The organism is Pseudomonas sp. PVC-3-1, from assembly GCF_057444315.1.
In genome coordinates this window covers 4,290,086-4,313,255 of sequence record NZ_CM172023.1, presented here as the reverse complement: position 1 = coordinate 4,313,255, position 23,170 = coordinate 4,290,086, and the positions used below count along the sequence as shown (strand labels likewise).

Below are 23,170 nucleotides of genomic sequence, written 5' to 3'. Positions count from 1 at the left end.
GCATTGTCGTGAAAGAGTGAGGCTTTGATTAGCTAATGAATGCTGAAAGCCGCTATAACCTCTGCTACTGAATAAGAGGATGGACGCATGCCTCGGCATAATTTCAACGACCTGCAAGCCTTCGTGACGGTGGCGCGCGAGGGCAGTTTTACCCGTGCAGCAGCACACCTGGGCGTAACCCAATCTGCGGTAAGTCAGGTTGTGTCGGCGTTGGAGGCACGGCTGCAGATTCGCCTGCTCACACGCACCACCCGCAGTGTTTCGCTGACGGCGGCGGGTGAACGGCTCATGGACGCCATCGGCCACCGTTTCGATGAGATCGAAGCCGAGCTGGATGCCCTGACCGAGCTGCGCGACAAGCCGGCGGGCAAGGTTCGTATCACCTGTGGCGACAACATCATCAAGACGACCTTGCTGCCCAAGCTGATCCCCCTTCTGGCGGCCTATCCAGACATCAAGCTCGAATTCGATATCAACTACGGTTTCCGAGATATCGTGGCTGACCGTTTCGATGCCGGCGTGCGCTTCAGCGGTACGGTGGCGCAAGACATGATTGCCATGCCCATCGGCGGCGATCTGCGCATGGCCGTGGTGGCCGCCCCCAGCTATTTCGCCGAGCACCCCATACCCAGGCATCCTAACGACCTGGCTGCGCATAGGTGCATCGATATCCGCTTTCCCACCTACGGCGGAGTGGATGCCTGGGAGTTCGAGCGCAAAGGCAAGAAACTGAGGGTGAGGGTCGACGGGCAGCTGGTGTTCAACACCACCACCCACATCGCCGCCGCCGCCGTCGCAGGCTTGGGCATTGCCTACCTGCCCGAAGACGAGTTTGACCCTCACCTTGAAGAGGGCCGGTTGATTCGAGTGCTGGAAGACTGGTGCGAGCCGTTTTCCGGCTATCACCTCTACTACCCCAGCCGCAGGCAACCTTCGCCGGCCTTCGCTCTTGTACTCGAGGCGTTGCGATTGACGAAGTAGGTGGAAAACAACGGGATCGGTTCCATTTTGCCCGTTATGTCCGCTTCTGGCCGATAGCTGCCTATGGCTAGAGGGCAGCTACCGAACCAAAGCGGACGTGTGCTCCTAAGGACAGCCCAGTCGACATACCCGACCAACTGGGCCTCCATTTCAGAATTACTTTTTCCGGATATTCACGATCTTCGACGCCCCTCCTTTATAGAGGAATTCGAACGCCACCTTGTCGCCGACCTGCAGATTGTCCAGTTGGCCCGGCTCGGTCTTGAAAGCCATGGTCATGGGCGGCCATTGCAGAGCCGCCACCGGGCCGTGGGCGAGAGTGACAGTGTGGCGTTCATTGTCGATGGCTTTGATGGTGCCTTCGGCACTAGCGGTGGGGGTGGTCTTCGAGCTTTCCGCGTTCATCCCGTCCATGTTCATACCATCCATCTTCATGCCGGGCATGTCCTCTGCGGCGGCGACAAAGGACAGTGCGAGCAGGACGGTGCCGGCGGCGATCAGTGGTTTTTTCATGCGATTTCTCCGGGTTGGGATTGGATAGCCACGCGGGGCTGACTACGGCGCATCAGCCAGTAGGCGGCGGGGATGACGAACAGTGAAAGGAGCGGCGCGGTGATCATGCCGCCGACCATCGGCACGGCGATGCGGCTCATCACTTCGCTGCCAGTGCCGCTGCTCCAGAGAATTGGCAGCAGGCCGGCGACGATCACGGCCACGGTCATGGCCTTGGGGCGAACGCGCTGCACTGCGCCTTCGCGGATGGCGGCGAGCAACGCGTCTGGACCGCTGTTATCCGGGCGTTCAGACGAGGCGTTCTTCAGGTAGACCAGCATGATCACGCCGAACTCCGCCGCGACCCCGGCCAGGGCGATGAAGCCAACCCCCGTGGCCACCGACAGGTTGAAGCCCATCAGGTACAGCAGCCACACGCCGCCGGTGAGGGCGAAGGGCAAGGTCGCCATGATCAGCACGGCTTCGTCGAAGCGCCTGAAGGTCAGGTAGAGCAGTACGAAGATGATCGCCAGCGTCGCCGGCACCACTAGCTTGAGCCGGGCGTTGGCGCGCTCCAGGTATTCGAACTGACCGGAGTAGCTCAGGCTCATGCCCGGCGCGAGCTTCACCTCGTGCTCTACCGCCTGGCGCAGGTCCGCCACCACCGAAGCCAGGTCACGGCCGCGCACGTCGACGTAGACCCAACCGGAAAGACGAGCGTTCTCGCTCTTGAGCATCGGCGGACCTTCGCTGATGCGCACCCGCGCCACGCTACCCAAGGTGATTTGGGCACCCAAGGCGGTGTAGATCGGCAACTGCTGCAGCGCATCGACCGAGTCGCGCCACTCGCGCGGATAGCGCACGTTGATCGGGTAGCGGGCGAGGCCTTCCACCGTCTCACCAACGTTCTCCCCGCCGATGGCGCTGCTGACGATGGCCTGCACATCGGCGATGTTCATGCCGTAGCGGGCCGCCGCCTGGCGGTTGATATCGACGTCGATGTAGCGACCTCCGGTGAGGCGTTCGGCCAGCGCCGAACTCACACCGGGAATCCCCTTGACCACCCGTTCAACCGCCTGGGTGGCGCGGTCGATCTCGGCCAGGTCAGTGCCAGCAACCTTCACCCCGATGGGACTCTTGATGCCCGTGGCGAGCATGTCGATGCGGTTGCGGATCGGCGGAATCCAGATATTGGTCAGTCCCGGCACCTTCACCGCGCGGTCGAGCTCCTCCACCAGTTTTTCGCTGGTCATGCCCGGCCGCCACTCTTCCTTCGGCTTGAAGCGGATGGTGGTCTCGAACATTTCCAGCGGCGCCGGGTCGGTGGCTGATTCGGCGCGGCCTGCCTTGCCGAACACGCTGGCGACTTCTGGCACGCTGCGGATCAGGCGGTCGGTGCTCTGCAGCAGCTCCGAAGCTTTCTGCGCAGAGAGACCGGGCAGGGCCGAAGGCATGTACAGCAGGTCGCCCTCGTCCAGGGGCGGCAGGAACTCTCCGCCCAGGTGGGAGAGCGGCCAAAGCCCGGTGAGAAAGATCACCAGCGCTGCTGCCAGCGTCGTGCGCGGCCGGCGCAGCACCGCGTCCAGGGCAGGCTGGTAAATGCGGATCAGCCAGCGATTGAGCGGATTGCGTTGTTCCGAGGGCAGGCGTCCGCGAATCCAGTAACCCATCAGTACAGGTACCAGGGTCACGGAAAGCCCAGCGGCGCCCGCCATGGCGTAGGTCTTGGTGAACGCCAGCGGGCCGAACAAGCGGCCTTCCTGCGCCTGCAGGGTGAATACCGGAATGAATGACAGCGTGATGATCAGCAGGCTGAAGAACAGCGCCGGCCCGACCTCCACCGCGGCCTCGGTCATCACCCGCCAGTGCTGTTCACCGGCCAGCGGTGTGCCGGGGTGGCGCTCGTGCCAGGCCTCGATGCGTTTGTGTGCGTTCTCGATCATCACCACTGCCGCGTCGACCATCGCGCCGATGGCGATGGCGATGCCGCCCAGGGACATGATGTTGGCATTGATCCCCTGATGACGCATGACGATCAGCGCGATCAGCACGCCCACCGGCAGCGAAACAATTGCCACCAGCGACGAGCGCAGGTGCCAGAGGAACGCCGCGCAGACCAGCGCCACCACGATGAACTCTTCGATCAACTTGTGGCTGAGGTTGGACACGGCGCGGTCGATCAGCTGGCTGCGATCGTAGGTGGTGACGATCTCCACGCCCGCGGGCAGGCTCTTCTTCAGCGACTCCAGCTTGTCCTTCACCCGTGCGATGGCTTCGCGGGCGTTCTTGCCGCTGCGCAGGACAATCACTCCGCCAACCGCTTCGCCTTCGCCGTCCAGTTCGCCGATGCCCCGGCGCACTTCCGGGCCGAGCTGGATGCTGGCGACATCGCCCAGGGTCACCGGGCTGCCGTTGGCGGCCAGGCGCAGGGGGATCGCGCGGAAGTCCGCGAGGGTCTTCAGGTAGCCCGAGGCGCGAACCATGAACTCCGCCTCGCCCAGTTCGAGCACGCCGCCGCCGGTTTCCTGGTTGGCCTTGCCGATGGCCTCGATCACCTGGCTCTGGGTAATACCCAGGCTGGCCAGCCGCACCGGGTCGAGCAGCACCTGGTACTGCTTGACCATGCCACCGACGGTGGCAACTTCCGCAACATCAGGCACCGTCTTCAGTTCGAACTTGAGGAACCAGTCCTGCAGGGCGCGCAGCTGGGCGAGATCATGCCGGCCCGTGCGGTCCACTAGGGCGTACTGGTAGATCCAGCCGACACCGGTGGCGTCCGGGCCGAGCGCCGTCTTCGCCGTGGGCGGCAGGCGCGACTGCACCTGGTTGAGGTACTCCAGCACCCGCGAGCGCGCCCAGTAGAGGTCAGTGCCATCCTCGAACAGCACGTAGACGAAGCTGTCGCCAAAGGAGGAAAAGCCGCGCACGGTCTTCGCGCCGGGCACCGACAGCATGGTGGTGGCCAGCGGGTAGGTGACCTGGTTCTCGACGATCTGCGGTGCCTGTCCCGGATAGCTGGTGCGGATGATGACCTGGACATCGGAAAGGTCTGGTAGGGCATCGACCGGTGTACTGCGTAGCGACCAGACACCCCAGGCGACAATGAACAGGGTAGCCAGCAGTACCAGGAAACGATTGGCCACCGACCAGCGTATGAGCTTCGCGATCATGGCTGTTGCTCCTGCTTGCGGACCTGGTCTATTACCAGCCCTGCATCTCCCTGGCTGACACCGAAGCGAATGCGATCGCCAGGCTTCAGGCCGGCTGCCAGTTCAGGGCGAGCGAGTGCAAAGGCCATGGTCATGCCGGGCATGCCCAGGGTGCTGAACGGGCCGTGGCTGATGGTCAGACCCTGTGCAGTGATCTCCACGATGCGGCCATCCGCTTCATGCACAGCAGGCATCGTCATCTTTGCCGCCGGCTCTTCTGCCGTGCGCGCTTCGATGCCTTTCAGGCTGGCTTCCGAGTCGATCAGGAACTGCCCGGAAGCGACCACCCGCTGGCCTTCGTCCAGACCTTGAAGTACGGCCACCAGCCCACCGTTCTCCTGGCCGAGACGCACTTCCACCGGACGGAACCGGCCCTGGTCTTCCGCCAGCATCACAAGATTGCGCTTGCCGGTGCGGAAAACCGCTTCGCTGGGGATCTGCAGCACATCGCTCTGGCCGGCCAGGTCGAGGCTGACCTGCGCGGTCATGCCGGGGCGCAGTTGTCCGTCCGGGTTGGGCAGCTCGATGCGCAAGCGCAAGGTGCGGCTCTGCTGGTCGTTCTCCGGGAGGATGCTGGTCAGGGTGCCGGTCACCGGATGGCCTGGCAGCGCCGGCAGACGGGCATCGACCGACTGGCCGACCTTGAGTCCTGCGGCTTGCACCTCCGGCACAGCGGCCTCCAGCCAGACACGACCCAGGCCGTTGATCCTGGCGAGGGGGGCGCCAACGGCCAGTGTCATGCCGGGGCGCACCTCCAGCTCACGGATGACTCCGGCAATCGGCGCGTTCAGGGTAGTCACCGGCTGGACTCTGCCGCTGCGCTCGATCTGCTGCACGAGTCCTTCCGGCATGCCTGCCAACAACAGGCGTTGTCGCGCCGCCGCCTGTAGCGCCGGTTCACCCGAATGGCGCAAGGCGATGAACTCTTCCTGCGCCGCCGCCCACTCTGGCACCAGCACATCGACCATTGGAGCTCCGGCGCTAACCACGTCGCCCGGCGCAAGCGAGTAGGTACGCTCGACGAAGCCGCCGGCGCGCGCCTGCAGCACTGCCACATCACGATCATTGAAGGCCAGCACGCCAGTGACCTGCAGCGTGCGGTCGAGCGTGCCGCGGGTGACGCTGGCCAGGCGCACGCCGAGGTTCTGCTGGATGCTTGGCTCGATGCGCACCGCCGGTACACTCTCGGCGGCATTGGCAGCATCGCCATACTTGGGCACCAACTGCATGTCCATGAAGGGCGACTTGCCCGGCGCATCGAAGTGCTGCTGCGGCACCATCGGGTCGTACCAGTACAGCGGCTTGCGCTCCGGGGTGGCCGAGGCCAGCGGCGCCTGCACCTGAGCCTGCCGGGCAAGCCAATAGCCGCCAGCGCCGCCGACAGCCACAGCGAGGATCAATAGCGCGAAGGTGTTCCAGGGGAAGCGGTTCATGCGCGTCCCTCCTCATAGGTGAAGTAGAGACGTGCGGCGACCTGTGCAAGGGAGCCTTGCAGGTCGATCTGTTTGAGCCGGGCCTCGACCAGTTGCTGGCGGGCACTCACTACCTCGTCGAGACCAGACTTGCCTGATCGGTAGCCGGCGGTGGCCAGGCGTACCTTCTCCTCGGCCAGCGGTACTAAGGTGCCGGTGCTGCGCTCGACGGCGCGTTGTAGCCGGCGGTATTCAGCCAAGTCGCCCTCCAGTGCCTGCTCGTGTTCGCGGGCCAGCGCCTCTCGCTCGGCCTCCAACTGTCTTACCTGGGCTCGTCGCGCGGCAATCTTCGGGTCCTGGCGGGTGCCGGTGAACAGCGGCAAGTCGAAACTCACCTGCAACGTCATCATGTCGCCGAACTCGCGGCCACGGCGCTGGTAATCCACTTCCCAGCTCCAGTCCGGTTTCTTCTCGGCCACGGCCTCGCGCACCAGGGCTTCGGCCTCGCGGGTCATCGGACCGTAGGCGGCAAGCTCGGGGTGCTGGTGCAACTGTTGCAGCGAGTGGGAGGCGTCGATGGACCAGTGCGGGAAGTCGCCGCTCAGCTCCTGGGAAGCATCCTGGCCAATCCAGCGTTTGAGCGCCGCCCGTGCCTGGGCTTCCTGGCGCAGCAGGTCGTCTTTCTGCTCGTCCAGCAGCGCGGCCTCCTGACGCGGAGCTACCGCATCGACTGTGCTTGCGCTCCCCCCGGCCAGACGTGCGCGGACGGTGGCGTCGAGCAGGCGGTTTTCGCGGTAAAAGTCGTCGAACATCGCCAGCTTGCGTTGCAGCGTATAGGTCGCGATCCAGGCCTGGGCCGAGGCACTGCGGACCTTCAGGCGTTCCACGCCAGCTTCGGCATCGGCGCGTTCGATGGCGGCCTGGGCGGTCTCGACGCGGGCCTTGCGCTTGTCTGCGTTGGGCATCTCCTGCATCAGGCCGACCACCTGCATGGACATGTTGTCGCGCTGGGTGCTCCAGCGCTCGTCACCCTCGATGGGGACGTTCTGCAGACCAAGATTGAGCTTGGGATCGGGCAGTTCCCCAGCGGGGATGGCGGCGCTTCTCGCCGCCGCGGCTTTTTCGCTCTGTGCGAGCAAGGAAGGAGCGTTGCGTTCGGCCAGCAACAGGGCGTCGTCCAGTGACAGGGACGCAGCCTGTGCCGACCAGCCCGGAAGCAGCGCGAGCAGCAGCCAGCCGGGATGGAGTCGGACGTGAGTCACGATGAGGATTCCTCTAGAAAACCAGCGCATGAGCGCAATCCACCCGGCAGCCTTCAGGGCCGCGGGCAGGGTTCAGGTCGAGAGAGGAATCAGGCGCAGGGAGGTCGCCAGAGGTCTGCGGGTGCCTGGCTGAGAACTACATCGGTGTACGGCGAAGGCCGCGGGGGAGTGGCGACGGGATGGGCAGCTTTCAGGACGCTGACCTGCAACAGGCTGCTGGTCTTGCATTCCTGCCCACTCTTGCAGTCCTTCTTGCCATGCTGGGTCATCTTGCCCAAATCCTGGCAGCAGTCCTGATCCATACCTGCCATCTGGCCCATGCCCATGCTTTGCATCGGGCAGGGTTCAGTTGGCGCCTCGACTCCCGCCATCCCCGTGAGAGGAAGCGTGAGGCTAAGAAGCAAGACGATTAGCAATCGAAGGCGACGGATCATGGTGGGCAGTGTATTCAGACCTTTCTGAGGCAGCAACAGAAACCCAAGCGGTGTGTATCAGTCTGTAGCCTGAATCTCTGAGGTCCGCTTTTGGCCGGTAGCTGCCCCTGGGGAGAGGCCGCTACCGACCCATAGCGGACGTCTTTGCTTCTCTCTAGGCGACCCGCATCGCATACGCGATGGCGGGTTGGGCGAACGAATTATGAGTGGGATAGGGAGGCTGATAACACCGTGTGGTGGGGGATATTTGCAAGACGCTCACCAGGTTGCAGATAAATGATCCTAACGGGGCGCCCTATAGGCGCCCCGTCGGTCAGAGGGTAGATTTTCAGAACTTCACCTTAATACCTAGTACGCCTTCGTAGCTGCGGCCTTCTCCATCGAGCGATTTCTGGTATCCCAGTGAGCCGGTGACGCTCGTCCTGTCGTTAAGCTGGTAATCCACGCCCAGGTTCAGTTCGCCCCAGGTGCCATCCATGTCGGTGCCGAAGGGGATATAGCCGTTGGCCGAAGAGAACTCCGTCTTGGCCTTGCCCTCGAACTCATGCCAGACGCTCGGACGTACCCAGGCGTTGGTGCGATGGATCTGCCCCTTGTCGTCCGTGCGGAACCAGTCCTTGTCGATCCGCACGCCCAACCGGCCGGTCAGGGAATCGACGTCTTCGAAGCGGACATCGGCGGCATCGTCATGGGCGTCGTCGAGTTTCAGGCGGCTCGCGATCACCTGGGCCTGGGGCTCGAGGTGGAGCGTCTTGTCGCGGTTGAGCTTGAGCGGGTAGCCGGCTTCCAGCGAGGCCGTGACGCCATGCCCGCGTGTCTTCAGCGAGTAGGCATCATTGGCGCGGGCCTGCATGTCGAAGCGGTTCAATTGTAGTACGCCATCGAGGTACCAGCCTTTGGAGCCGAAGTGGGTCCAGTAGCCGCCTATGCCATAGGAGCGCAGGGTATCGTCGCCGGCGCCCTGACCGTCGGTGTGATCGACGTTGCCCTTGATGCGCCCGGCCTGCAGTGACAGCCCTGCCTGGTCCGTGCTGCCGTCGGTGTCTTCGTTGCGATAGAGGTCGGCGCCGACCTGGAAGGCCTGGATGTGGTAGTCGTAGTCTGCGCCGCTGGGGAGGCTGTCGCGGCCTTTCTGGTAGATCAGCCGGCCCCAGCCGAGCGAGGGGCCGTAGGTGTCGGTATCTTCGCTGGGCAGTGGATCAGTGGCGTTGCGCCGCTCCTCGCCGACGCGTTCGTGCAGGGTGTCGACCAGGGCACGGCTGTAGCTCAACGCCATGGCGGGGAGGGCGCTGTACAGCGAGGTCTCTGCACGGTAATTGGGGATTTGCGGTGTTGGCGCAGGGGTGTCTGGTGTGACCGGGTCAGTAGGTGTCACAGGGTCCGCCGGATCAACTGGATCGACCGGATTGGCTGGGTCGACGGGATCAACAGGATCCACCGGGTCCACCGGATCGACGGGGTTGGCGTCCGTCGTCGAGCGCAGGTACCAGGCTTCGCCGTTGCTGTCGTCGAGGCTTGAGCGATGCAGCGTGTACTCATACGGGCCGGCCTTGACCCGGTTGAGCAGGTGGAAGGCGTCCGCTTGCGTGGTGCCCCCGTTGACGGCGTCTACCACCTTGATGCCGTTGCCCTCGGTCAGCGCGCCGGGGCCGCCCGCATTCTTGATGCGCAGGTTGCTCTCGCCGGTGGCCTTGCCGCCATCGATCACCAACTGGTCGGACGGCGAGTCGTCCTTGTACAGGTAGGTATTCAGGGCAATGGTGCCGTTGGCGCCGTGGTAGTCATTGGCGGTGAGCCGCTTGTAGCCACCCTCGGAACTGAAGTCGATCAGGCTGGATTCGTTGTGCAGGCTGCTCAGGTTGGAGTCACCGGTGAGCTGCCAGAGGCTGGTGTCGCGCAGGGTGACGTCGGAGTGGGCGCCGCTGGCGGTTTTCGCCGTACCGGTGACCACGGAGGATGACAGGTCCAGGCGCGCCTGGCCGGCAGCATCCTGGCTGCTGCCGATACCTTGCCACTGGCCAGTGCCCATGTCCGGAACGCTGGTGCCATCGCTGGCCACCGAGCTGTCCACGTTCAGCCATTGGCCGCTGCCGCCGGCGAGGCTGTGGCTCAGGGCGATGTCCGCGACGCCGGCCGTGGCGATAGTGGCACCGTCGCGGTTGCCCAGCGTGGCCTGGTCCATGCGTACCTGCCCGGGGAGCGCATCGGTGCCTTGCACGTAGAGCGCCGCCGATTGCCCGCCGTGGGCGGCGACCACGACAGACTCGGCGTCGACGCTGCCACCCTGGCGGGCCACCACGCCGTGGCCGAAATCGCCTTGGGTATTCACGCTCACTCCGTCCAGGCGAGCGCTGGCGGTGTTGTTGGCGAACACGCCAGTGGCCTGTTTGCCTTGCGTGCTGACGGCGCTGTTGCTCGCACTCAATGCTCCGCCGGATTCGGCCCGCAGCCCGTGGGAACCCATGCCCTGGGTGGAGATGCTGCTGTCCTTGAGATCCAGCGTTGCGGTCTCGCTCTTGTACTGCCGGCTGACCATGGCTCCGCTGGCGTGATCTCCCAGTGTCTGCACCGTCACGTGGCTGGCGCTCAGGCCGACCGTGCCCGGCTTGGCTGAGCCGATGCCGGCGTACAGCCCGACCGAATACTGGCCTTCGGTCTTCACGCTAAGGTTATCGAGGATCATGCTGCCGCCGTCGTCAACAGCGGCGCCGTAGGCTTGCGAACCCTGGGTCAGCACGCTGGTGCCGTCGGCAATCAGCAGCGCGCCGGGATTGCGGGCGGCAAGGCCGTGGGGAAAGGTCAGGTTGCTGGCCACCGGCGAGCCGCTGCCGGTGGTGGTGACCGAGCCTCCATGGACGACGACGGTGGCGCCCAGGTCGGCGACGATGCCCATGGCGTTGTCGTTGCCATGGGTGGTGACGGTTAGGTTGCTGGCGGTGAGGGTCGAGCCCGGCGCGGTGCTGGAAGAACTACCGGCGGCCAGTGCGGTGGAATAGTTGCCCTCGGTGGTGATGCTGCCGTTGATCACCGTGGCATCGGCGCCTTCGCGCACCTGTACGCCGTAGCTGGTCTTGGGTGTGGTGTGCACGTCGCTGCCGGACATTTGCAGGGTCGATCCCGCGCCATCCACCAGCACGCCGGGCGACCAGGGTCCTACGGCGCCGGACGGTGCATCCACCGAAATGCTGCTGGCATCCACCCTTGCGCTGGCCCCGCCGCTAATGTTGAGGCCGATGGAGCGGTTGCCGTCCACAGTGACCGTGGAGTGGCTGATCGCGCCGCTGGAGCCTGCACCTTCGAGGGACACACCGTGCCCATAGGTCAGGCCATGCACATTGAGAGTGGCGTGGTCCAGTTCAACGCTACCGCCGGACATCGCCCGCGCGCCGGCTGCCGGATTAGCAACGCTGCCCGCGCCGCTGATCGTCGCCTGGCTGTGGCTCATCCGCACCTGGCTGCCGTTACCCTCGGCGCGAATGCCGCCGACATTGGTGCCTGTGGCATCCAGGGTGGAATCGGCCATGTCGATCCGGCTGCCGGAGAGCGCGTGCAGGGCGGCAGTCGTGGCGGTGGAGGTTGCGCCGCCGCTTACATCGATGTCCGCATTGCGCAGGGTAATCTGTGCACCGTCCTCGCTGCGCGCCGCACTGGCGCTGCCGGCAGCGATGTCGAGCGCCACGCCGTCGGCATCGATGGACGTACCCGCACCATTGGCCAGCAGGCCGTGGCTCAGACTCAGAGATTTTTCGTCGTCTACTGGAGTGGCTGCGGAGACCGCTGCGCCGCTGGTATGGATTTGCGTATTGCCGCTTAGGGTGACTTCTGCACCGTTACGCGCCCAGACGCCCACGGAGCCTTTGCCGGTGGTGCTGATCGCGCCGCCGGACAAGGTCACCCGCGCGTCATCCGCCAGCACGCCGTGGCCGTTGCCGCCGGCGGTGGTGACACTGATGTCGTTCAAGGCGGACGTCGCGCCCTGGTCCGCACGCAGCCCATAGGCGGAACCGCCGCTGGTCGCAATGGTGCCGCCGTTGGCCGTGAGCGTGCTGGCGGCGCTCACTCGAACACCGTGAGCGCCGCCGGTGGTGGTACTGCGAACGCCAGTAGTGGCGACGGCGACGTCATCCAGGCGCGCGTGCGCGCCGCCTTCCAGGGATATGCCGATACCACCCCAGGACTGGGTGCTCACCGAGCCGCCTCGCATGTCCAGTTGTCCCTGGGTGACGACGACACCGTGGTTGTTGTTGCCTTTTGCGCCACCGCCAACCACGACCTGCGTGCCGGTCAGGTGCGCTGCGCCGTTGGCGTTCACTCGCACGCCAGTCAGGTCGTTGGTGGTGATGGCCACGCTGGCCGTGGTTTTCGGGTCCAGCACGATGCTGCTGTCGCTGATCGTGAGGGTTTTCCCGGCGGTTGCCTCGGCGCCGGTCTGGCTCTTGGCCGTCGCTGCGGTGGCGGCGATATTCTCGATGCGTCCCTGGTTGAAGGTGACGTCGCCACTGGTTTTCACGCCGGTGGTGCTGGCGCCGCCCAACCGGATGGTGGTGTCAGTGGTGACGCCGGTGCTGACCCCGATTCCGCCGCTGGTGGTGACCGTGATGGGCGCCGGCGCACCGAGCAGGGTTCGATTGGCGAAGATTGCCGGTGCCTCATGGGCCGCTTGCAGCGCGAGGTCGAGGTAGGAGGGCGCGGTGGATTCGAATACGGCGCCGGCCTCGGACGGCAGGTTAAGGTCGTCCGTATCGGTTTCGGTGACGTTGTCCTCGGCTTCGGCCTCGATGACCCGCAGGCTGAACACGCTGGCTAGAACAAGACTGATCGCTTGCGCCAGGTGAGAACGGCGCAGGTGCGCGAGGGTACAGTTCGAAGTGGGCGAAGCAGCGGTGCGGTCGACGGTTTTCATGATGCGTCTCCATGAGAAGGCTATGGAGCGAGCATCGGTTCGGGGGGGCGGCAATCACATCGTGGGTGCCTGATAGCGCTGTAGTGGGGGCACTAGATGCGGGGATTTCCCTTGGGAAGTTTGAGTTGGATCAATGCAGCGACTTCTGGTTGGCTATCGCTGCCAATCCGCAACTCGCCACCCAGCATGCCGCACAGACGCCGGGCAAGTTGCCATCCGGCCTGGCGGTCTATCCCGGCAAGTCGGTCTTGCACGGGGGTGCCGTCTGTGGTGACGAAAAGCAACTGCCATGTGATCTCGGCGAATGGCAGTAACGCCGACTCCGCCCGCACTTCGAGCTGCGGCAGGCCTGACTTGTCGAAGCACTGCGTCAGAATGCGCAACAGACGCTGGTAGCGGTTCGGGTCGATCCAGGCCCAATGCTCCTGGTCTTCCGGGATGAAGGCCTGGTCAGGGTGGGCTATATCCAATGATTTGCGCGTCAGGCGGTTGAGTTCTTCCGAACGCGGAACGGTCAACATGTTGCCGCGCTCCATCTGGATCAGTTCCAGCAGCACCTCAATCCTGTCGCGCATTCGGTCGACGCGCGGAAGGGCCTCCACCAGCGCAGTCTCCTGCGGATGGCGCGAGCGGCCTTCGGACAGCAGCGCATCCAGCGCTTCGAGTTCCTGCAGCAGGTCGCGACCGGCGCTGAGCAGCAGCTCCGCGCGGCTGGCGAAGATCGATTCGAGGTAGGCCTTGGACTCCTGCAGGCGCTCGATGTAATGCTGTTGCTCGGTGACGTCGACGTAGGAGCACATCACCCCGATCGGCGAACCAGCATCGTCCTTAAGCGGTACACCGATCAGGTGGTAGGTGAGCGTTTCACCGTCCAGCAGGCCGGCGGCGACAAGCGAGAAAGGAGCACCGCCGGCGGCGCCATTGAGGAATTCCTGCTTGGCGCGGGCAATGTGCCCTGGCTCCGTCATGCCCAGCTCGAAGATGCGCTGGCCGATTAGCTCGGCCTTGCCACGCCGGTGCACCTCGGCGAAGCGCCGGTTGCAGGCCAGCAGTTCACCTTTTGCGTTCCACAGGCTAACGGCGTTCGGCAGTATCTCCAGTAACTGCTCCAGGTCATTGGTTCCTGCGGTCGAATGCATCGGCTCGTGGGCCAGGTGGTTGATCTGCTGGTCGCTCAGCAATCCCCGGGCATGGGCAGCCGCCACTAGGTCAATCAGGGAGCTGGTTTGTGTCTTTTCTAATAGGCGTGTCTTGTAGGTGCTGACGGTGCGGTCATTGATGGCCAGCTCGTCGGCGATGTCTTTGATTCGATAACCTTGGGCAAGATACTGCAGCACCGTCAGCTCACGGGGAGTGATGTGCTCGATCTGAGTTGATCCTTCTACGGTAGTGCCCGCTAGTTGGGCGGGGAAGACCTTGTGTCCGCTGAGCACCATCTTCACGGCATCGTCCACGTCGCTGGGTGAGCTGTCCTTGTGGACGAAGCCAGCTGCGCCACCCTGCTGACTTGCTTCGTAATAGTGCGCACCTGACAGGCTGGTAAAGACGAGCACTTTTGGGTGGGGCTTTTCTGCGCGCAACCGCCGCAGCAGCTCCAGCCCGCCAAGACGTGGCAGATCCAGGTCAAGGATCACTAAGTCCGGCTGCAGGCGTTGCACTAGACTCAGCGATTCCCGTCCGTCGCCAGAGATGCCGACTACCTCGTGACCGGAGCGCTCGAGCCTTTGATGTAGCGCCTCACGAATGTACGGGTGCGGATCGGCTATAACGATGCGGCTCATCCTTGTGTCCTACGCGCGGCTTGCTCGCAGAAAAGCGTAGCCCACCTCTGGCAGCACCCTGAACTTCAGCGTCGTAAATCCCAAGTAGGCAAGCATCACTCCCGTTGGTGGCATGACTGGTATCGAGAGCGTTTCGTTCAGCTCACTGTCAAGAACATCATGCCGACGGTAGCTGGTTAGACCTACATCCGACACGCTGACCGCGCTCGCCAACAACCTCGGCGAGCGCGAGGCGTACGACGTCGTGTCGGCGCACGTACGGCGCAGCGCCTAAGGGGCCGCAGGCTCGCATAAAGAGCAGCAGTGCGGGGTGCAAACTGACTGTGCCACCCACTGCTTTCAATCGGCGCTGACGCGCAGACATAATGCTACCGGTGTCAACTGAACGACAAAGCCACACCAATCTGCGCCAATTCAGCAGATTTGACGCGCTGGATCGTCTAGTCAGCCAAACCGATTTCCTCAGTGTCTCTCGCACGAACTATTCACGTTCCAGGCCAGACGACGCCTTTTCCCTCCTGAAGGAGCTAGCGTCCGCTTCTGGCCGGTTGCTGCCCCTGAGGAGAGGCCGCTATAGGCATCCCACCGATAGTCCTGGAAATGGCGAGGCTTCAGCTGCTCCATGCCGTTGGGTTGGCTTTTTGCCTGTGCGCGTGTGCGAGCGCAGCTTGCGCTGCTCTTCGTGTACCGCCTCCCAAGGCTCGAACTTGCTGCTCGATCCGATGGGGTGTAGGTAGGGCAATAAAAAAGCCCCTGATCAACTCAGAGGCCTTTCAACATCAAGCGCTGGTGGAGGCTTTCAAAGCAGCTTTGCCATCGCCCAGTAGCGCGACAACCAAGGCCGAGACGGTCAGGTAGATCGGATATTCCCAACCGCCATTGGCGTTGGTGAAACTCCAGCCATTCCCAAAATGGACAGTCGAAGCAACGAACAGTTGAACGACCGCGATGGCGGCTACCCAGCGGCTGTAGATACCTGCGATCAACATGATTCCGCCAATCACTTCGAAGGCCATGACCGGGTAGGCAAGGAAGCCAGGAAAGCCAATCGAACTGAAAAAGCCTGCAGTACCTGCCGGCGTGAATACGAAGACTTTGGTCAGACCATGTGCCAGGAACATGATCCCTAAGGCGAGGCGCATGAACAGTGCGGCGTAAGGAGCGGTGCGTGTATCAATCATGACTGTTTCCGTTTTACTTAATTGTTGAGGTTGAGGATCTTTTTGAGCCATGCCGAGAAGTCGGCCAGCTCTTGTTCCACGATCTGGTGAGCCATGTCGTAGAAATGGGTTTCATGGGCGATGCCGAGTTTTTCGAGCCACGCGTCAGCCTCGTGCGCCCAGGTTGCGGGCAGAACACCGTCTTTCTGACCGTGAGCAATGAATGCAGAGGTCGACTTGAGGCGATCTGGCGCGGCAATTTGTGGTGCGATTTCACGCAACATCCGGCCACTCAGGAGCGCGAAGCCCTTCACGAGTTCAGGCTCGGTCACTCCGACGCTCGAACTCATGATGCCGCCTTGGCTGAAGCCCGAAATGACTGTCGGGAGCTTGGGCAGAGCACCGATGAACTGGATCAGCAACTGACGACTGTCCTCGGCTTCTTCCTTGTTGAAGGACGGGCCTTCATTTGTGAACGTGACCTGATACCAGCCGAAACTCTGAGGGCCGAGCTGACGTGGGCCACGAACCAGAATTACCTCCAATCCTTCAGGCAGAGCAGGTGCAATAGTCGCCAGGTTTTCTTCGTTGGATCCCACGCCATGGAGCAGTAGCAGGCGTGCTTCAGGATTCGCGGTATTGCTGGCTTTCCTGTAGTGCAGACCAGTGTTTGGTTCTTGTTCCAGGCTAGCGAAACTGGTGTGGTTCAACATGCTGTGTACCGCCTTTAAAATGGGTCACGTTCAGTTGCCATGACGGGGCGAGTCGAAAAGGTAACTGTCCATGGCGAGCACGCCGTAGGTGATGCCGCCTTCCAGAACTTTGGTCTCAAAGCCTTCATCGGCAGCGCCAAGAGCGATGAACAGCGGCAAGAAATGCTCGTTAGTTGGATGAGCTCGCTGAGCTGAAGGCGCGTGCTCCACATAATCCAACAGCGACTGAGTGTTCCGTGCCTTGAGCGCCTGGTGTGTCCAGGCGGCGAACTGTTTCACGTACTCCGCCTCCGCAGTGTCACGCCCCCTGAATTCGTAGAGGTTGTGCGTGAGGCTGCCTGAAGCGACCAACAGGATATTCATGTCTCGCAGGGGCTTGAGTGCCTCCCCCAATTTCCAGGCTTGCCGGGAGTCCAGAGTGGCCGGCATCGACACCTGAACCACTGGTAAATCCGCTTCAGGTGCCAAGTACATCAGTGGCACCCATGCGCCGTGATCCAGCCCTCTGGTCTGATCAAGCTCCGAGGCCCAACCAGCAGCTCGCAGCAGGTCGACAATATGGCTGGCCAGTGCGGGGGAGCCAGGTGCTGGGTATTGCAATCGGTACAACGCCTCAGGAAATCCACCAAAGTCATGGATGGTTTCTGGGGTGGTGCTCGCGGTAACCCTTACCCCGCCACGGGTCATCCAATGTGGAGACAGGATGACAATGGCATCGGGCTTGGGCAGCTCGTGACGGAGCTCGCCAAGCCGTTTACCAGCGAGGCCGGGCTCAATCGCGAACATCGGAGCACCATGAGACACAAACAGTGTCGGGAACGGCGTGCTCATGGTTTGCATCCTTGGGTTACTTGGTCAGCCAGGCTGGGGCAGCAGAAGTACCCATACCGGCGCCATAGCCGAGGTAAATGTTCAGACCCGCCAGAGGCTCCAGATAACGAGCGTTAACCAGGGCGCCGGTGTCCTGAACGTTCCAACCCATGCTTTGAGCCAAAGCGGTTACTGTCTGCTTGGCGCGCTCGTCGTCCGAAGCCACAAAGACGGTGCCGGTCTGGTCGTTGGCGAACTTCGGCCCATCTGCAAGCACCTGGGCGAACAGGGTGTTGAACGCTTTGACGACATTCGCCTGCGGGACGGCTTTGGCAATTTCTTCGGAAGCACTGGTGGTGTGCCCGACGGTGAGCGACATGTAGTCAGCGCTCAGTGGGTTGGTGATATCGACGACGATTTTTCCGGTGATATCGCCGAGGCTCTGTAGTGCGGCTGCCGCGTCGCTGTAGGCAGTGGCAACGATGATCACTTCGCTGTCGCCAAGTGCATCAGCGGCGCTGTAAGCGTTGACGTTGGTGAACTGGCTGGCTAGTGCATTGGCCTTGTTCAGATCGCGGCCTGTGACTCGAACCTGGTGGCCAGCAGCGGCCAGTTGTTTGGCAAAACCCGAACCCATATTGCCGGTGCCGATCAGGGTGATTTTCATAGCGACCTCTTGAATAGGTGGAATTGCGTTGTGATGGGCACATTCTTATAGATTGATTAATCGAGATAAATAGGCTCAGCTGGGACTGATTGTTCCACTTAGTGAGATTGTTATGGATCGTGCGCTGGAGATGGAGGTGTTTTGTGCTGTCGTGGACAGAGGCAGCTTTGTCGGTGCTGCTGAACCTCTCGGAATGTCCAAGGCCGCTGTGTCACGGTATGTGAGCGGACTGGAAGAGCGCCTCGGCGTACGACTGCTTCATCGCACGACTCGTAGCTTGTCGGTGACGGAGGAGGGGAGACAGTTCTACGACCAGGCCAAAGATGTCCTCGCCATGATGGCTGAAGCGGAAGCGGCGGTTTCATCAGCGGGCCCTGAAGCCAGCGGCGTGATTCGGGTGAATGCTCCATTGAGCTTTGGCGTGTTGCACCTTGCGCCGGTGTGGGGCGATTTCATGCGTGTCTACCCGAAGGTGGAGCTCGATATCACACTGAACGACAGGATCGTGGATCTTGTGGAGGAAGGGTTTGATGTCGCCGTGCGAATTGCTCGTATGGAGAGCTCCTCATTGGTAGGACGCCGTCTTGCGAGCACCCGCATGCGGCTCTGTGCTTCACCGGCCTACCTCGACAGCCGTCCGCCCATACGCCAGCTCGCGGACATCGCGGGGCATGGCGTCATCGCGTATAGCAATTACGCCAGTGGCAGCGAGTGGTTCTTTGATGGCCCGAATGGCAGGGAAGGGGTGCGCACGCGTTCAGTGGTGCGGTGCAACAACGGTGATACCTGTCGCGCGATCACCTTGGCGGGTGAAGGAATCTCGTTGCAGCCCAGCTTTATGGTGGCTGAAGACATCCGCAAGGGTGATCTCGTTGAAATCCTTCCGGAGTACGCATCCGTCGAGTTGGGGATTTATGCGGTGTATCCCACTCGAAAGCACTTGCCACAGAAGGTGCGTGTGCTGATCAACTTTCTAGCTGAGCGGTTCGCCAACCCGTCCTGGGGCTGACGTGTTTGGGGCACTGCCGACGAGTCTCCATTGTCCTCTGCGGGCATTTGGCTTAGGTGGCTGCACTAACCTGTCAACTTGCTTCAATCCGTTTTTGATCTCCGGGATGGATACCGGTTGATTACAACGCCCAAGCGCAATAGAGACCGATTCTGTAGCCGATCAACGACAGCTCTTGGCCGGAAGCGGACAAATCCTGTCTAAGGAACGGCTGCATCAACCCGTTCGGCGTGCACGCCCGCTGTGCTGCGTTCATCCTGGCTGCGCCCCATCGTTGATGGTCTGTCGATGTTCGCCTGCACATTGACTCGCGGACTCTCATGCGAAGGTTCGTCGCTGGCACGGATCGTACCGGCCTGGGCGGCCACCGCAGCTGCGACGGCAACGGTCGGATTCATGCTGTCGACCATGGAGCTGGGAATGAGGATGGTGGTTCCGCGCTCCTTGGTGGTCTCGTAGATGATGTTCATTGCGCGCAACTGCAGGGCCGTAGGCTGGCCGGCATAGATCGTGGCTGCTTCCACGAATCGTCCGGCGATTTCCGCTTCTGCGGAGCCCAGGATGATTCGCGCCTGCTTCTCGCGTTCGGCCTGCGCCTGGCGTGACATGGCGTCCTGCAATGCCACCGGGATGGCCACGTCGCGGATCTCCACCGAGCCAACGGTGACACCCCATTCCTGGGTCTTTTCACCAATCTCGCGGCACAACTGCTGATCGGAGCTGCGTCGATCGGATAGCAGCGCGGCCAGCATCGACGAGCCGATCATTTCCCGCAGAGAGGTCTGTGCTACCCGGTCGATGGCCTGCCGGTAGTCGGTGATAGCCAGTGCCGCTTTGCGGGCGTCGTGCACGTGCCAGAAGATGATGGCGTCGACGTTCACCGGCACTGTATCGCGGGTCAGTGCCTGCTCGGCATTGAACGCCGTGGTCTGGATTCGCTCGTCGATCACAGCGACGACGCTGTCCAGGACCGGAATGATCATGAACAGTCCGGGGCCGCGCACGCCTTGCAGGTTGCCTGCGCGCAACACGACGAATTTCTGCCAGGTATTGGCCATCTTGAGGGACAGCGAGACGACCAGTGCGCACACCAGCACAACGATGCCCACAACCGAGTGGCCAAGGTAGATGAGGACGGCACCGATGGCCGTCAGAACCATGACGATGAAGAGGGTGATGGGGTTCATGGTGTCCTCCCGCATTCAAGCGCAACGCTCATTTGAAGATTGCGCCTGAGGCGTTCGTCTGTCTGTGCGCTAGACCACTGGAGCAATCCGCTGGGAAGGTCCCCGCGAGCACTGCCGGTCTTTGTGAGGGGTTAAGCGCGCTTGCGTACCGACGCCAGGAGTTGCGACCTGCCATGGTTGCATTCCGTCAACACCGAGCTGGCCTGGCGTTTCGGTACGTCCTGGCGATTAGCAGTGATCGGTTCACCAGAGGTCGCCATGAAAAAACAACCGGGAACAGTTCCGGACAGCCCGTCGCCAACCGGTGGTGGTGTCAGGCCCACACTGCCGGGCGGTGAATATGGCTCTCCCGCCGAGCGATATTCATTTCGAGATCGCGACAAGAAGCAGCCGCCGCTGCCGCCCTCGGTTAATCCGGCTGAAGAACCATCACAGGCTCCGCCCAAGCCTCCGGTCGATCCCTCGGAGGAGTAGTCCCCACCGAGCGTGCGATGGCGCACGGAGGGCCATCCTGACGCTGTTGTTCGTCGGCTGCCCGGCGTCGCCCGCTGCGTCGTCATGTGCCAACTCAGACCAGGCTGATGTCCATGTGCGCACCGACTCCGGGCGCTCTTTCGATGACTTCGAAGGCGCGCAGGGTTTCGCGCGCCGAGTGGGTCTCGGCAAGCAGAACGACATTTCCTGGCAAGAGGGTGTACCCGAAGGGATGGTCGTCCTGGCTGACGTTCGCCGAAGCGCCGATTGCTGCGCCCGCCAGCCCTCCCACGACAGCACCCCAGCCCAGCAATTCAAGTAGCGGCGAGCCGCCGAAGAGGCCTGCCCCGGCGTTCGTCATCGCGATTGCGAACAGCACACTGACCAGCAGGCCGAACAGCGTCCCTACGGCAACGCCCTTGATGACTTGCCTGAAGGGGCGCCTCTTCGCGCGCAGGCGCCCGGAGGGCACCAGTTCCTGGTTGTCGAATATGCGCACTCGGTCCAGACGAATGCCTAACCCCAACAGGTCCTGTTTCGCGCAATCGGCCTGTGATCGTCGGGTGAACACACCTGAGACCTGATGGCAGTAGTGGGTCATGGTTGCTCTCCTGGAGTGCGACTTTTCGAACCAGTTTCCAGCATCCGCGAAGCCAATGCGTCGGTCCGTCTGTTAACGCACGTACCGGTGCCCGTTATTGGGTGACCAGCGCAAGTGGGCTACCGCACCGACAACCTGGTGAAAGGTTGTCATTGTCGCTCCCTCCACACTCTGCAAGGTGCAGGAGTGGGAAGCGCGGCGAGGCGACCATGAACCAGACAGGCAAGCAAGGCCCCCATGGCGGCGCCGCTGAACCCAAGGGGAAGACTCATCCGCAAGGCAGACGCAACGAAGCGCCGCGTTTGCCGGGCTCAGATAACTACTCCAATCCGAAGACCAGAGCGGAAGCGGTACTCCAGCAATCGCTGGAGGTCGATTCTGCTGGAAATCCGACCTATCGACCGGAGAAGGGCACGAAGCCCGGCCGCGCCGGAGATGTTCATGACCAGTGATGCGCCATCGATGGATGACTACAGAAAACGCAGTGTGGCGGCGGGTCTGCGGCGCCAATGGCGGCATGCGGTGATTCTCTGCAGGAGGGCATGGCGTCAGCTGTCCATGACGACACACCCTGTGCCGCAGGCCAATCGCCAGATCAGGGTGAAAGAAACGCCGGTGGTTCGGCGCAGGCCGCGTCGTTGATCGTGCAGCTGCCGGTTACGATGGAGGTCACCAGAGCCCATGAACAGATTGTCACTGATCGCTGCCGGGAAAATGCTCGACACCTGGCTTCCGGGTTACTCATGCGCACTCTCTCGGTCCGCCATGGGCTCCATCAGCCTTCAGCTCATGTCCTTGCTGCAGGGGGAGGGGATTACGTTCGTGGGCATCGGCCAGCATTGCCTGCAAGGCGCGCAAGCGCTGAGAACGCTCAGTCAATCGTTGCAGGGAGAGCTGGCCCTCGTCTTCACCCCGCCTGCAGAGGAAGCACAGGTTCCGGCACGCAGAGTTACCGAGGATGAGAGCCTGGACTTCGAGTGTCAGTAGCCGTCGATTGCAATCAGGGCTCCTCCTCACCACCAGGCGTCCTTCGTTCCAGGAGCGCACGAAGAGTGCCCTCGAGCGTTGCGAGGTCCCATGGCTTGGCCAGGAACGTCGAGTTCTCGAGCGGCTTTCTGCGCTCCGGCCCATTGAGTCCCGAGGTGATCACGACGGGCGTCGAGGGACAGTGCCGCAGAGAGAGTCTGGCAACGTCGTAGCCGTCGAGCAGCCCGACCATCTGAATGTCGGTGATGATCAGATCCACCCGCGTGTCCGGCTGCTTCAGGTACTCGATTCCATCTTCGGCGCTGGAGAAGGCGGTGACCTGCGCGTCGAGAAGATTGGCCAGGATCTGCGTCATCAGAATGCGGACGGTCAGCTCGTCCTCCAGCAGGAGGATGTGCGGTGAAATACTGCCCATGTCGTTGTCATCCAGTCCAGGTTGCCAATGCTTGAAAGCTCCCGTGGGACAGGGAGCGCTCGGCTATGTGATCCTCTGCTGGTGTGCGGGCGCCCATCATGGCTTGCCTCCAGTATCCCCGGGCAAGCTCGGCGCCTGGTCTTCCGCACGGGCTGATGTGGCCGCGGTTTCCTCCGGCAACGTGGCCTCTATCTGATGCGGCGCCTCCACTCCCAGTTCCTCCAGCATGGGTAGCAACTCGGTGCAGAACTGCTGCAACTGGGTCTCGGAGAGCGCCGCAAAGCCATGGGCGAGGATGTAGCGGGCGATCACATCCTGCGGACTGTCCGGCGTGAACGCCGATTGCGCGATCAGATGGCGCAAGTCCTCGTAGAACCGTGCATTGATGTCGTTCGATTCCATGACAGTCACCTCTTCAGCGGACTAGCGAATTGCCCTGAGACGTATCGGCGCTCGGGGGCTGGACGTGCATTCGATGCATGGAACGGAACCAGCGTTTCCTGTGGGGGGAGGCAATGACACAGGCCATTGATTAGACGACCTGCCTTTCATTGGAATAGTGCGATAAGAATGATCAATGCGCCTGGCAGGCACCGAGCCGAGCCTCAGGCGGCCCTTAAGTGCGCAACCGCACCGACGTCGTAGTCCTGGTCTGCGAAGGTTGGAGTCAGGT

General features: G+C 62.5%; 19 protein-coding genes. 4 read left to right on the top strand and 15 right to left on the bottom strand.

The genetic code is table 11. The annotated features are described in order from the left end of the window. Positions 1–87 precede the first annotated feature (87 nt). Positions 88–981, top strand: coding sequence for a LysR family transcriptional regulator (locus AC2T4A_RS19940; protein WP_486741594.1), 894 nt, complete (start codon positions 88–90; stop codon positions 979–981). A 156-nt stretch (positions 982–1,137) separates the two neighbouring features. Here AC2T4A_RS19940 and AC2T4A_RS19935 read toward each other — a convergent pair whose 3' ends face one another. The 11 genes from AC2T4A_RS19935 to AC2T4A_RS19885 all read right to left on the bottom strand — a co-directional run bounded on the left by AC2T4A_RS19935 (position 1,138) and on the right by AC2T4A_RS19885 (position 17,824). Then, positions 1,138–1,494, bottom strand: a complete 357-nt coding sequence (locus AC2T4A_RS19935; protein ID WP_486741593.1) for a copper-binding protein — start codon at positions 1,492–1,494, stop codon at positions 1,138–1,140. Further along, positions 1,491–4,643, bottom strand: coding sequence for an efflux RND transporter permease subunit (locus tag AC2T4A_RS19930; protein ID WP_486741592.1), 3,153 nt, complete (start codon positions 4,641–4,643; stop codon positions 1,491–1,493). Before AC2T4A_RS19930 ends, AC2T4A_RS19935 begins: the two co-directional genes overlap by 4 nt. Next, on the bottom strand, positions 4,640–6,115 hold the full coding sequence (locus AC2T4A_RS19925) for an efflux RND transporter periplasmic adaptor subunit (protein ID WP_486741591.1): 1,476 nt from the start codon (positions 6,113–6,115) through the stop codon (positions 4,640–4,642). Before AC2T4A_RS19925 ends, AC2T4A_RS19930 begins: the two co-directional genes overlap by 4 nt. Beyond that, positions 6,112–7,386, bottom strand: a complete 1,275-nt coding sequence (locus tag AC2T4A_RS19920; RefSeq protein WP_486741590.1) for a TolC family protein — start codon at positions 7,384–7,386, stop codon at positions 6,112–6,114. Before AC2T4A_RS19920 ends, AC2T4A_RS19925 begins: the two co-directional genes overlap by 4 nt. Positions 7,387–7,445: 59 nt before the next feature. Beyond that, positions 7,446–7,790 (bottom strand): hypothetical protein, encoded by a 345-nt coding sequence (locus tag AC2T4A_RS19915; RefSeq protein ID WP_239746827.1) that lies wholly within the window; start codon positions 7,788–7,790, stop codon positions 7,446–7,448. Between the two features lie 328 nt (positions 7,791–8,118). Then, a complete protein-coding gene (locus tag AC2T4A_RS19910; protein ID WP_486741589.1) occupies positions 8,119–12,693 on the bottom strand; it encodes an autotransporter outer membrane beta-barrel domain-containing protein in 4,575 nt (1,524 codons plus the stop codon). Positions 12,694–12,785: 92 nt separating this feature from the next. Then, positions 12,786–14,474, bottom strand: a complete 1,689-nt coding sequence (locus AC2T4A_RS19905; protein ID WP_218435925.1) for a response regulator — start codon at positions 14,472–14,474, stop codon at positions 12,786–12,788. Between the two features lie 779 nt (positions 14,475–15,253). Next, the gene (locus tag AC2T4A_RS19900; protein WP_315807580.1) at positions 15,254–15,655 is read right to left on the bottom strand and encodes a DoxX family protein; all 402 of its coding nucleotides are present in this window, start codon (positions 15,653–15,655) and stop codon (positions 15,254–15,256) included. A 17-nt stretch (positions 15,656–15,672) separates the two neighbouring features. Continuing rightward, entirely contained in the window at positions 15,673–16,347 is a 675-nt protein-coding gene (locus tag AC2T4A_RS19895) for an alpha/beta hydrolase (RefSeq protein WP_486741588.1), read from the bottom strand. Between the two features lie 30 nt (positions 16,348–16,377). After that, the gene (locus tag AC2T4A_RS19890) at positions 16,378–17,178 is read right to left on the bottom strand and encodes a DODA-type extradiol aromatic ring-opening family dioxygenase (protein WP_486741587.1); all 801 of its coding nucleotides are present in this window, start codon (positions 17,176–17,178) and stop codon (positions 16,378–16,380) included. Positions 17,179–17,194: 16 nt separating this feature from the next. Beyond that, on the bottom strand, positions 17,195–17,824 hold the full coding sequence (locus AC2T4A_RS19885) for an NADPH-dependent F420 reductase (RefSeq protein ID WP_315807578.1): 630 nt from the start codon (positions 17,822–17,824) through the stop codon (positions 17,195–17,197). A gap of 112 nt (positions 17,825–17,936) precedes the next feature. On the opposite strand from AC2T4A_RS19885, the gene AC2T4A_RS19880 reads away from it, so the two are divergent. After that, complete coding sequence (locus tag AC2T4A_RS19880) at positions 17,937–18,833, top strand: LysR family transcriptional regulator (RefSeq protein ID WP_315807577.1); 897 nt, start codon at positions 17,937–17,939, stop codon at positions 18,831–18,833. A 200-nt stretch (positions 18,834–19,033) separates the two neighbouring features. Here AC2T4A_RS19880 and AC2T4A_RS19875 read toward each other — a convergent pair whose 3' ends face one another. Then, positions 19,034–20,020 carry a slipin family protein gene (locus tag AC2T4A_RS19875; protein ID WP_082085933.1) on the bottom strand — a complete coding sequence of 329 codons (987 nt, stop codon included), beginning with the start codon at positions 20,018–20,020 and terminating at the stop codon, positions 19,034–19,036. A gap of 568 nt (positions 20,021–20,588) precedes the next feature. Next, positions 20,589–21,095 (bottom strand): hypothetical protein, encoded by a 507-nt coding sequence (locus tag AC2T4A_RS19870; RefSeq protein WP_045217846.1) that lies wholly within the window; start codon positions 21,093–21,095, stop codon positions 20,589–20,591. Positions 21,096–21,304: 209 nt separating this feature from the next. Between AC2T4A_RS19870 and AC2T4A_RS19865 the strand changes: the two genes are divergently transcribed. Further along, positions 21,305–21,547 (top strand): hypothetical protein, encoded by a 243-nt coding sequence (locus tag AC2T4A_RS19865; RefSeq protein ID WP_143514267.1) that lies wholly within the window; start codon positions 21,305–21,307, stop codon positions 21,545–21,547. Between the two features lie 229 nt (positions 21,548–21,776). Next, complete coding sequence (locus AC2T4A_RS19860; protein ID WP_045217845.1) at positions 21,777–22,082, top strand: hypothetical protein; 306 nt, start codon at positions 21,777–21,779, stop codon at positions 22,080–22,082. A gap of 13 nt (positions 22,083–22,095) precedes the next feature. Here the strand turns inward: AC2T4A_RS19860 and AC2T4A_RS19855 are convergent, their stop codons facing one another. Both AC2T4A_RS19855 and AC2T4A_RS19850 read right to left on the bottom strand, forming a co-directional pair. Continuing rightward, positions 22,096–22,497: a response regulator gene (locus tag AC2T4A_RS19855; protein ID WP_052969625.1), complete on the bottom strand. Its 402-nt coding sequence runs from the start codon at positions 22,495–22,497 to the stop codon at positions 22,096–22,098. Positions 22,498–22,593: 96 nt separating this feature from the next. Next, the gene (locus tag AC2T4A_RS19850) at positions 22,594–22,899 is read right to left on the bottom strand and encodes a hypothetical protein (RefSeq protein ID WP_052969624.1); all 306 of its coding nucleotides are present in this window, start codon (positions 22,897–22,899) and stop codon (positions 22,594–22,596) included. Positions 22,900–23,170: the final 271 nt, after the last annotated feature.

Bases quoted from the DNA above. Each gene is read 5' to 3' on its own strand.
- AC2T4A_RS19890 (WP_486741587.1), bottom strand. From the start codon at position 17,178: ATGAGCACGCCGTTCCCGACACTGTTTGTGTCTCATGGTGCTCCGATG.
- AC2T4A_RS19910 (WP_486741589.1), bottom strand. From the start codon at position 12,693: ATGAAAACCGTCGACCGCACCGCTGCTTCGCCCACTTCGAACTGTACC.
- AC2T4A_RS19865 (WP_143514267.1), top strand. From the start codon at position 21,305: ATGAACCAGACAGGCAAGCAAGGCCCCCATGGCGGCGCCGCTGAACCC.
- AC2T4A_RS19850 (WP_052969624.1), bottom strand. From the start codon at position 22,899: ATGGAATCGAACGACATCAATGCACGGTTCTACGAGGACTTGCGCCAT.
- AC2T4A_RS19940 (WP_486741594.1), top strand. From the start codon at position 88: ATGCCTCGGCATAATTTCAACGACCTGCAAGCCTTCGTGACGGTGGCG.
- AC2T4A_RS19875 (WP_082085933.1), bottom strand. From the start codon at position 20,020: ATGAACCCCATCACCCTCTTCATCGTCATGGTTCTGACGGCCATCGGT.
- AC2T4A_RS19885 (WP_315807578.1), bottom strand. From the start codon at position 17,824: ATGAAAATCACCCTGATCGGCACCGGCAATATGGGTTCGGGTTTTGCC.
- AC2T4A_RS19855 (WP_052969625.1), bottom strand. From the start codon at position 22,497: ATGGGCAGTATTTCACCGCACATCCTCCTGCTGGAGGACGAGCTGACC.
- AC2T4A_RS19880 (WP_315807577.1), top strand. From the start codon at position 17,937: ATGGATCGTGCGCTGGAGATGGAGGTGTTTTGTGCTGTCGTGGACAGA.
- AC2T4A_RS19895 (WP_486741588.1), bottom strand. From the start codon at position 16,347: ATGTTGAACCACACCAGTTTCGCTAGCCTGGAACAAGAACCAAACACT.
- AC2T4A_RS19930 (WP_486741592.1), bottom strand. From the start codon at position 4,643: ATGATCGCGAAGCTCATACGCTGGTCGGTGGCCAATCGTTTCCTGGTA.
- AC2T4A_RS19920 (WP_486741590.1), bottom strand. From the start codon at position 7,386: ATGCGCTGGTTTTCTAGAGGAATCCTCATCGTGACTCACGTCCGACTC.
- AC2T4A_RS19870 (WP_045217846.1), bottom strand. From the start codon at position 21,095: ATGACCCACTACTGCCATCAGGTCTCAGGTGTGTTCACCCGACGATCA.
- AC2T4A_RS19860 (WP_045217845.1), top strand. From the start codon at position 21,777: ATGAACAGATTGTCACTGATCGCTGCCGGGAAAATGCTCGACACCTGG.
- AC2T4A_RS19905 (WP_218435925.1), bottom strand. From the start codon at position 14,474: ATGAGCCGCATCGTTATAGCCGATCCGCACCCGTACATTCGTGAGGCG.
- AC2T4A_RS19935 (WP_486741593.1), bottom strand. From the start codon at position 1,494: ATGAAAAAACCACTGATCGCCGCCGGCACCGTCCTGCTCGCACTGTCC.
- AC2T4A_RS19925 (WP_486741591.1), bottom strand. From the start codon at position 6,115: ATGAACCGCTTCCCCTGGAACACCTTCGCGCTATTGATCCTCGCTGTG.
- AC2T4A_RS19915 (WP_239746827.1), bottom strand. From the start codon at position 7,790: ATGATCCGTCGCCTTCGATTGCTAATCGTCTTGCTTCTTAGCCTCACG.
- AC2T4A_RS19900 (WP_315807580.1), bottom strand. From the start codon at position 15,655: ATGATTGATACACGCACCGCTCCTTACGCCGCACTGTTCATGCGCCTC.